Origin of the sequence: Bacillus sp. GMs2/2 (assembly GCF_050172095.1) — a bacterium.
Classification (GTDB): Bacteria; Bacillota; Bacilli; order Bacillales; family Bacillaceae_G; genus Bacillus_A; species Bacillus_A cereus.
In genome coordinates this window covers 1-8,618 of the sequence record NZ_JBNLYE010000169.1, presented here as the reverse complement: position 1 = coordinate 8,618, position 8,618 = coordinate 1, and the positions used below count along the sequence as shown (strand labels likewise).

Here is an 8,618-nt window from a genome sequence, read left to right as displayed (position 1 = left end):
TTTTATTTTTTATGCCTAAATTATGAATTACGTAAAGGTTTATTTACAAATCACTAACATGCAATCCTAATGAATCTACAGGCATTTGTCTAATTATAAATGAGACTGGCTCGTTTTCTATACAAAAAACATACTGTATATAGTAGTCCATGAACCATATAGATTAACTTACTAAAAAGGAGGAAAACATATGAGTTATGGTGGAAGTTGCGCTGGTTTCGGCGGTGGATTTGCTTTGCTTATCGTACTATTCATCCTTCTAATCATCATCGGATGTAGCTGTTGGGGTGGCGGCGGATACGGATATTAATATATCCTATCCTTGAAAAATGAACTAAAAACTATAGAAAAACAGCTCAAATATGAGCTGTTTTTTTCATACTTTCGTATGAATTTATATCCCTCTTATTTGCGATTTCAACTAGCAACATATTGTTTACTATGGAATAAGAAACATTTTTACTAAGGGGGATTACAATGATTAGAGGTCTTTACGAAGCACATTTACCTGTCCGCAACTTAAAAGTATCAATACCTTTTTATGAATCACTAGGGCTAAAATTATATAAAAGAGGAGATAATATTGCTTTCTTTTGGATTAAAGAAAATGAGAGTTGGCTCGGCCTTTGGGAAGGCACAGAATACAAAGTGAATTATCACCCCTCTTTACGACATATCGCCTTTCAAGTAAGTTTACATGATTTAGAAAATGCGATTCATTGGCTAAATCAAAAAGGAATTTCAGCACGAAAAGACTTTGGAATGGAACCAATTGAACCGATTGTTTTTCCGGAATTAGCACATGCAGCCGTATACTTTAACGACCCTGATGGAAATAGTTTAGAATTGATTGCACAATTACCTGTTGGACTTCCCACAGCGGAAAAAGTGTATTTAAGTGAGTGGAAAGAACAAATTCAAACATCGTCATTACATAAGGATTAATCTATTTATGTCAGTTTCTTATTCCACACTTCTTAAAACAAATAAAAACTTCAATAAACTATTTTATGGGCAAACATTAAGTGTACTTGGGGATTGGTTCCATACGGTAGCTTTATTAACATTTGTCTACAACATAACGGAATCGCCGTTTATGATCGCACTTACTTTTATAAGTAAAAGTTTACCACAGCTTCTTCTTAGTCCATTCATAGGCGTAATTGTAGATCGTTTCTCTAAAAAGAATATTATGATTTTTACCGATATTACACGGGGAATTCTAGTCCTTACATACTTACTCGCAGGCTATAAAATTGAGATTATTTTCATTGCTAATATATGTTTATCTGTACTTTCTTGTTTATTTGAACCGGCTAAACAAGCAACCCTAAAAAATATCGTACACCAAAATCATTTCGTAACTGCTAACTCTCTTTCTAGTACAATTAATGGTTTTATGTCTATTATGGGGGCTTCTTTGGGCGGAGTAATTGCACAATCTTTACATATTGAGTTCGCTTTTTTAGTAAATAGCCTATCATACTTTATTTCAGCCTATTTTATTTATAACATGAGTATTCCTGCTCATGATACTTGTAACAAGAACAAAGCATTTTTCACTGATATAAAAGGTGGTTATACATACATATTACAAACAAAAATCATTTTAACATTAATTCTTGTCGGCATTTCATGGGGGATTATTGGAGGTGCTTATCAACTACTTCTAACGATCTATGCCGAAAAAATTTTCCATACGAACATTGGGATTTTATATACGGTTCAAGGGGCTGGGCTTATGATAGGAAGCCTTCTCGTTAATCTTTATATATCCCATAATAAAGAAAAAATGAAAAAAGTATTCGGTTGGGCCTACTTATTACAAGGAATTTTCTTTCTCGGATTCATTCTATCCGATCAACTTATTATCGGTATCATTACTTTATTCTGTATGCGCATAGCAGGAGGAATCATCGTTCCACTTGATACGACATTACTTCAAACTTACACACACGAAAATATGATAGGTAAAGTTTTTTCATTCCATTATTCCATTTACGGATCTCTTATTCAGTTATCGATGTTTTTTACAGGAGGGCTGTTAGAAATTCTTTCTCCTCAAATGATTGGCTGTTTATTAGCTACATGCTGTATTTTTGTAAGTTTTATATGGCTGTTCTTGTTTTATCGCGGGGATCTCAGTGAATAATTTAATGATAATCAATACATTTTGATCCCATTCATTATTTGTTTCCCCATAATAAAATTGTTTAAAAACACAAGTCAGATTTTTTAGTTAAAGAGCCTTATATGGCAACACTATTTGAGAAAAAACTAGATATTTATGTTAAAATACAAATAAGTTTGTGAAACATTGCACTTAAATAATAGACTTTAACTAGTTAAACTTGATTAAATAGGAGGGCTGTTTTGGGTATCACATTCTTTTTCATATGTATTATATTAGTGGCTTCTATTCTGCAAGCAAGTACAGGTTTTGGCTTTTCCATAATGGCAACCCCTTTCTTACTTATGTTATTTCTACCACAAGAAGCTATACAAATAAACATTATTTTATCTTTAATTATCTCCATTTCACTCATTTGGAAAATAAGAATGGACGTTGATTTTGTTCTACTGAAAAGGTTTATTTTTGGAAGTATAGTTGGTGTTCCTTTTGGCATTTTAATTTTCATTTCCGTTAACATAAACACTTTTAAATTAGCAGTTAGCATCCTACTCTTACTATTAACATTGTTGCTAATATGCAACGTTAAGGTTAGATCAACACAATCTAGAGATTTCATAGTTGGCGGATTATCTGGTCTTTTAACGACAAGTATCGGTATGCCAGGTCCACCCCTGTTACTTTATTTTACAGGAACTAATACTGAAAAAGAGAAGTTAAGAGCAACTACATTAGCTTTTTATCTGTTTATATATTTCATTAGTCTAGTAACTCAAATACTCTTTACTGGCACAAACAAAACCATTTGGGAATCAAGTTTTTATGCCATTCCAATTGTATTTTTAGGTTTGTTTATAGGTCAAATTATTTTTAAATGGCTTAATCAACGGATTTTTAAAATATTTACGTACATTCTTTTAAGTTGTACAGGGGGTTATCTTCTTATTGAAAGTTTGAACTTGTTATAGAAGATGCTTTAGATCGTGCAATAACAGATATGTTCAAACGAAATTATTGCTGTATTTTCCGGCGGGGTATTCCATATCAAAACTTAAATAACTTTATTGACAGTTTACAATTAGCAATAATCTTTCTTTCATAAGGAAAATATTTCAAATCAAATACTAAATAAAACGATAAAAAGCGGCTTTTATGCCGCTTTTACTTACTATTGGCATTTCATTCTCATTTTCTATCACTTTTGTAAAAAATTATTAATTTTTATTTCTATGTACATGATAACAAACAAAATACCTAAGTTCAGAAAGAATAAACAACTTTCTGGCCTTAGGTATTTCTCCTTCTCAAAAAGGCAAACCTGCATCACAGGTTTGCCTCTTTACTCACTTCTTATTTAATCCTTTTTCACTTAAAAACTCTTTCATATGCATTCTTTTTTCTTTAGACATAAACGAACTCATTGATTCCGTCCATGTTACGTTTTTCTTGTTTGATGATCTTTCTTTATAATACGCGTTCATCGTTTCATCATATTCGTTTAGTAATTCATCATATTTTTGTTCATCATATCCATTTTCATGAAGAACTGCTGCTACTGGTAAACGTGGTTTAACTCCATGTTCTTCATCTGGTACACCGACTGTCATTCCGAATACAGGATATACTTTATCCGGTAAATGAAGCAGTTCACTCACTTCTCTCGGATTATTACGAATACCACCAATATAACAAATACCGTATCCTAACGATTCTGCTGCTAGTGCTAAGTTTTGCGCAAAAAGTGAAGCATCTACCGTCGCAACGATAAAGTCTTCTACTCCCTCATGCTTTATCTCTGTACTATGTTTTTCACATGCAATTTCAAGTCGTTTTAAATCTGCACAACAAACAAAAAATGCTGCACAGTCCTTCACATGGCGATTTCCGGATAGCTCTGCTAGTTTAGCCTTTAATTCCTGATCTGTTACATATATAACAGAATACGCCTGTACAAAATGTGATGAAGCTGCATGTTGCGCAGCATGCACCATCTTTTCTACTACATCTTTCGGAATTGATTCTTCTTTATATTTACGAACTGAAACATGTTGCTCCATCTTATGTATGATCTCATTCATGAAAATCACTCCTTTTTTCTCTTCATAATGAAAAATTAACATATCTTTTTCAATTTTCACAACTTATAAGCACAAAAAGAGCAATTCTTTTTGAATTGCCCTTTTTTAAAACGTTTATCGATACGGTAAATGAAATTATAATTATCTTATTACGCCGTTTTCAAAACTTTAATACCTTTTACGATATTCCAAATGAAGTAGTAAATTCCTACAAGAATGAACACTGCATATGTGATAGCCATTCCAATTCCAGCACCGTCAGATTGATTGAAACCTAAACCGTACATGCCTGATACTGCTAGTCCTCCAAATAAGATTGCGTATGGGAAAACATGTGAACAAAATGCTTTTTTCGCGTGATACTTCACTTCATCTTCTGCAACAAAGTACACGATAATTGGTAGTAAAAATGGTGCAAAAAAGATACTAAAGTAACATAACGAAGATAAAATATTATTTCCTTTCATCCGATTCACCTCTAAATAGTTTTTGTTACCTTCATTATGTCAGGAAATCATTCTAGAAACTATCGCTTTACCTTTCACGAACGTGACATATTTGTAAGATTTTCCTCAAACTAAATCCCGCCTGAGTTTCAGACGGGATCACTTTCACTATATTCGATTCATAAACCAATACTGTGTAATTGCTAAATATTCTCGTACATTCGATGGAATGATGATTGGTTTCGGTGTTTTTGCCGGAAGACCTTCTAATTGTAAACCTTGTTTGGCCGCTATTTTTTTCGCTCTAAACATGTGAAAATCGTTTGTTACGATCATACCTTTTTTCATATCGGCTGGAATTAACGGTTTTGAGAATGTAATATTCTCATCTGTACTCGTAGATTTGTCCTCCATTATAATACGGTCTTCTGCGATATTTTGTTTTATTAGTCCTTGTTTCATTGCTAATGCTTCTGAAATGTCTTCGCCTTTTCCTTGTCCTCCAGATACGATAGCGATTGTTTTCTCATGTGATTTTAAATATTCAGCTGCTTTATCAATACGATATTGCAATGAATAAGATGGTTTCGTCCCATTTACTTTCGATCCTAGTACAATTATGTAATCAGCATCGTATGTTGCATTCATATGCCCATGCTTATAAATGTGATATTGTAAAAACCCCGCATACACGGCGCAAATCATTATAACAACTAAAATGCCCTTCATTATTTTCTTCTTTCTCATATTCATATACTCCTATTTTCTTTTACTTCCTTCATGATAATATCCATTTATTTGTTTGTATACAGACAAATTCCAATAAACCCTAATTTATCCTCTGAAAGGTAATATTTATATTACTTTCGGGAATAGTAAGTACAACTTTACACGAAGGAGTGTCTCTATTGCTTCTCTTTTTATGTAACGTGTCGTTCTTTTTCATCTTATTTTTGCTATCGCTTAAGTTACTCGGTAAATCCGCGTTAGCGCAACTAACTCCTCATGATTTTGGGGCTATAATTTTTTTATCTTATTTAGCTTTCCAGGCCATACCCGTCTCTGGTGCTTTACAAGCATTTCTCGGTATGGTTGTTATCACATGTTTACATTTACTCCTTACAAAATTAAGCCTATTCAACAAACTAAATCGTTTTATTCTCGGACACCCTATCATTTTAATTAAACATGGTGATATTATTTTTGAGAACTTACAAAAAAGTAGATACCCCATTGCAGAACTGCTTTCTAATCTTCGCGTTGCAGGATATCCAAGTGTTCATGAAATTGAATACGCTATTTTAGAAGCGAACGGCGCTATTAGTATTTTACCAAAAAGAGAACTTGTACCATTAACTCCAAAAGATTTAAACATAGATGTTAAGTATGCTGGATTACCAATTGCACTTATCGTCGATTCACAAATTCAATATGATAACTTAAAGTTAATACATAAAGATGAAAAATGGTTATATAAAGAATTAAAAGAAAAAGGAATTACAAATATTAAAAACGTTGCCTTTGCTTCTGTTCAAGAAACGGATGGATCTTTTGCTATTAGTTTAAAGGAATAAGAAAATCCCCTTAATTGCTTAAGGGGATTTTTTATCATATCGCTTCTTTCTCTCCTGCCATATTTAATGGAACAGGATGTTTCATACGATTCATCGTAAATACGATAATCGCTGTCATTACTTCTGCAACTGGCATAACGAGCCAAATTCCATTTATACCAAATAGTTTCGGCATAATCCATAACAATGGAATAATAAATAGTAATCCTCGGCTCATTATAATAAGTACTGATTTCTTCGTTTGTCGCACTGATTGGAAGTACTCTCCATACACAATGTTATAACCTAAAAATACGTATTGGATAAAGAATAAACTAATACCTGTTAAGGTTAACTCCAATAATTCTGGAGATTGAACATCAAATAAACCAATGATATATTTCCCGAAGAATAATCCGACAATTATCGCAACACCTCCAAGGACAACTGCAATTTTCACAGCAAACTTCAATCCTTCACGAAGTCTCTCTGATAAATTTGCCCCGTAATGGAAACTAGCAATTGGCTGTAATGCTGCTCCAACACCAAAGAATAATAGTAATGTCATTGCATGAATACTATTCACCATCGCATAGGAAGCTACTCCTACTTCTCCTGCATATTGGACAAATGCGATATTAAAACCAATCGTTACGATTGCAACCGTACTTTCTGCTGTAAAACTTGGGAAACCAATCACCATAATTTGTTTGACAGTATCCCATTCAAAATGAAATTTCGTCCACTTTAAAATACTACTTTTTCTAAAGAAATGGGTTAATAATACAAGGAAACCAATCGCTGCCGAAAGAATAGTCGCTGAGGCAGCACCTGTTACGCCCCATCCAAAGATAAAAATAAAGATATAGTCAAACACTATATTTAATACAGCCGTTACAACAAGACCAGCCATTGCTAAATTAGGATTTCCATCATTTCGTATAAATGTACTTAAAATATTTTCTAAAACGTATATCATTCCAAATGTTAATAATACGTGTAAATAGTCTAACGCATATGGTAGAATCACTTCGTTTGCACCAAATAAGTATGCTAAATCTTCTATTCTCCATAAGCAAATCGCTGCTAAAATCCCTACGATAACAACTGCTACCGTCATTGATTGAGTAAAAATAGACCTTGCTCTTTCTCGTTTATTTTCACCTAATGCAATGGAGTATAACGTTGCCCCGCCCATTCCGATCCATAATGAAATAGAGAAGAAAATCGAAAAGGCTGGAATAGCCACGTTCACTCCTGCTAAACCGTTCGCCCCAACTCCTCTACTAATCATAACCGCGTCAATTACAATATTCACTGACATTAATACCATTCCAAGAACTGCTGGTATTAAATAAGAAATAAATAAGCTTTTAATTGGTTTTTCTCTTAATTTTTCTGTTGCTTCCATACTCTAATATGCTCCTTTTTTTCAACTCTCTTTTCTTAGTTTAAACCTTCAAGTAACTTTAAGGTCAATAGAGAATTAAAAAATAGGTGACTTAATTATCGCGTTTGATGCTCATTTGTAATTATACGAGTCCTATAACTTATTGCTTTGTTTTTTCATTATAGGAATTTGAATTTCTGTTACTTGCTCCTCAGGATCTTCTGTTACAGACCAATCAATTAATGCAATCTCAATTGCATCTCCACTTATTTCGTATCCTTCTTGATCAATATATTTCATTAGCTTCTTATATGTTTCATCAGTTTCTTCATATGGCCCATGATGATATACACAGGCAAACATACCTTCTTTAATTTCATCTGAACTCTGTACTTCAAAAGGCATATAATCCAAAAGAATAAATACACTGCTATATGCTTGAAACTCATTTTGCATTAACCCTTTTTTCGCAACAGTTACACCAATATCTCCAGAAAATAAGCTATCATCCATTTGCCTCATATTTTTTTGCAACGAATGAATGTAGTACTCAAACATATCATCCGTCGTATTCGGGGCAACCGCAATAGCTGTTATTTTTCGCTGCGGGATCTCTTTTATTACCATTTGTTCAGCTTTTGCTTTTGTTGCTTCCTTAATTAAATGAATTCTATGCTCCATTTTCGCTAAAGCATACTCAATTTCTCTTTGTTTCTTCAGCATCATCTCTTGTTGTTTTTCCAGTAAATTGAGTGCGTATGCTGGATTTCTTTCATCAATATATTTCTTAATTTCCTTTAACGGAATGTTTAATTGGCGTAAAAACTTAATCGTATCTAATAGTGAAAATTGATCGATTGTGTAATAACGATAATTTGTTTGCGAGTCCACAGTAGACGGATGAAAAATTCCTTTTTCATCATAATACCTTAATGTAGATTCTGCGATATTATGCATTTTTGCCATTTCTCCAATTGTAAAACGTTTATTTAATAACATCTTTTATTTCCTTCCATTTCT

10 protein-coding genes are annotated in these 8,618 nt (G+C 33.0%); 5 read left to right on the top strand and 5 right to left on the bottom strand.

Annotated elements, in window-relative coordinates; all coding sequences use genetic code 11:
• Window positions 1–190 precede the first annotated feature (190 nt).
• The 4 genes from ACQGS6_RS18510 (at window position 191) to ACQGS6_RS18495 (ending at window position 3,099) form a co-directional block, all read left to right on the top strand.
• Window positions 191–310 (top strand): YjcZ family sporulation protein, encoded by a 120-nt coding sequence (locus ACQGS6_RS18510; protein WP_000120179.1) that lies wholly within the window; start codon window positions 191–193, stop codon window positions 308–310.
• A gap of 167 nt (window positions 311–477) precedes the next feature.
• A complete protein-coding gene (locus ACQGS6_RS18505; protein WP_000617953.1) occupies window positions 478–945 on the top strand; it encodes a VOC family protein in 468 nt (155 codons plus the stop codon).
• Between the two features lie 7 nt (window positions 946–952).
• Window positions 953–2,152, top strand: a complete 1,200-nt coding sequence (locus tag ACQGS6_RS18500) for an MFS transporter (RefSeq protein ID WP_061139473.1) — start codon at window positions 953–955, stop codon at window positions 2,150–2,152.
• Between the two features lie 221 nt (window positions 2,153–2,373).
• A complete protein-coding gene (locus ACQGS6_RS18495; protein ID WP_000513081.1) occupies window positions 2,374–3,099 on the top strand; it encodes a sulfite exporter TauE/SafE family protein in 726 nt (241 codons plus the stop codon).
• Between the two features lie 375 nt (window positions 3,100–3,474).
• Here the strand turns inward: ACQGS6_RS18495 and nfsA are convergent, their stop codons facing one another.
• The 3 genes from nfsA to ACQGS6_RS18480 form a co-directional block, all read right to left on the bottom strand.
• Window positions 3,475–4,209, bottom strand: coding sequence for an oxygen-insensitive NADPH nitroreductase (gene nfsA / locus ACQGS6_RS18490; protein WP_001002392.1), 735 nt, complete (start codon window positions 4,207–4,209; stop codon window positions 3,475–3,477).
• Window positions 4,210–4,358: 149 nt separating this feature from the next.
• Entirely contained in the window at window positions 4,359–4,676 is a 318-nt protein-coding gene (locus ACQGS6_RS18485) for a DUF4870 domain-containing protein (RefSeq protein WP_242784587.1), read from the bottom strand.
• A 147-nt stretch (window positions 4,677–4,823) separates the two neighbouring features.
• Window positions 4,824–5,402, bottom strand: a complete 579-nt coding sequence (locus tag ACQGS6_RS18480) for a YdcF family protein (RefSeq protein ID WP_001227676.1) — start codon at window positions 5,400–5,402, stop codon at window positions 4,824–4,826.
• 161 nt (window positions 5,403–5,563) lie between these two features.
• Here ACQGS6_RS18480 and ACQGS6_RS18475 point away from each other — a divergent pair, with 161 nt between their 5' ends.
• On the top strand, window positions 5,564–6,229 hold the full coding sequence (locus tag ACQGS6_RS18475) for a DUF421 domain-containing protein (protein ID WP_000923922.1): 666 nt from the start codon (window positions 5,564–5,566) through the stop codon (window positions 6,227–6,229).
• A 34-nt stretch (window positions 6,230–6,263) separates the two neighbouring features.
• On the opposite strand, the gene ACQGS6_RS18470 is transcribed toward ACQGS6_RS18475, so the two are convergent.
• Both ACQGS6_RS18470 and ACQGS6_RS18465 read right to left on the bottom strand, forming a co-directional pair.
• Entirely contained in the window at window positions 6,264–7,619 is a 1,356-nt protein-coding gene (locus tag ACQGS6_RS18470) for an MATE family efflux transporter (protein ID WP_000388390.1), read from the bottom strand.
• Between the two features lie 132 nt (window positions 7,620–7,751).
• The gene (locus ACQGS6_RS18465; protein ID WP_000925956.1) at window positions 7,752–8,597 is read right to left on the bottom strand and encodes a MerR family transcriptional regulator; all 846 of its coding nucleotides are present in this window, start codon (window positions 8,595–8,597) and stop codon (window positions 7,752–7,754) included.
• Between the last annotated feature and the right edge of the window lie 21 nt (window positions 8,598–8,618).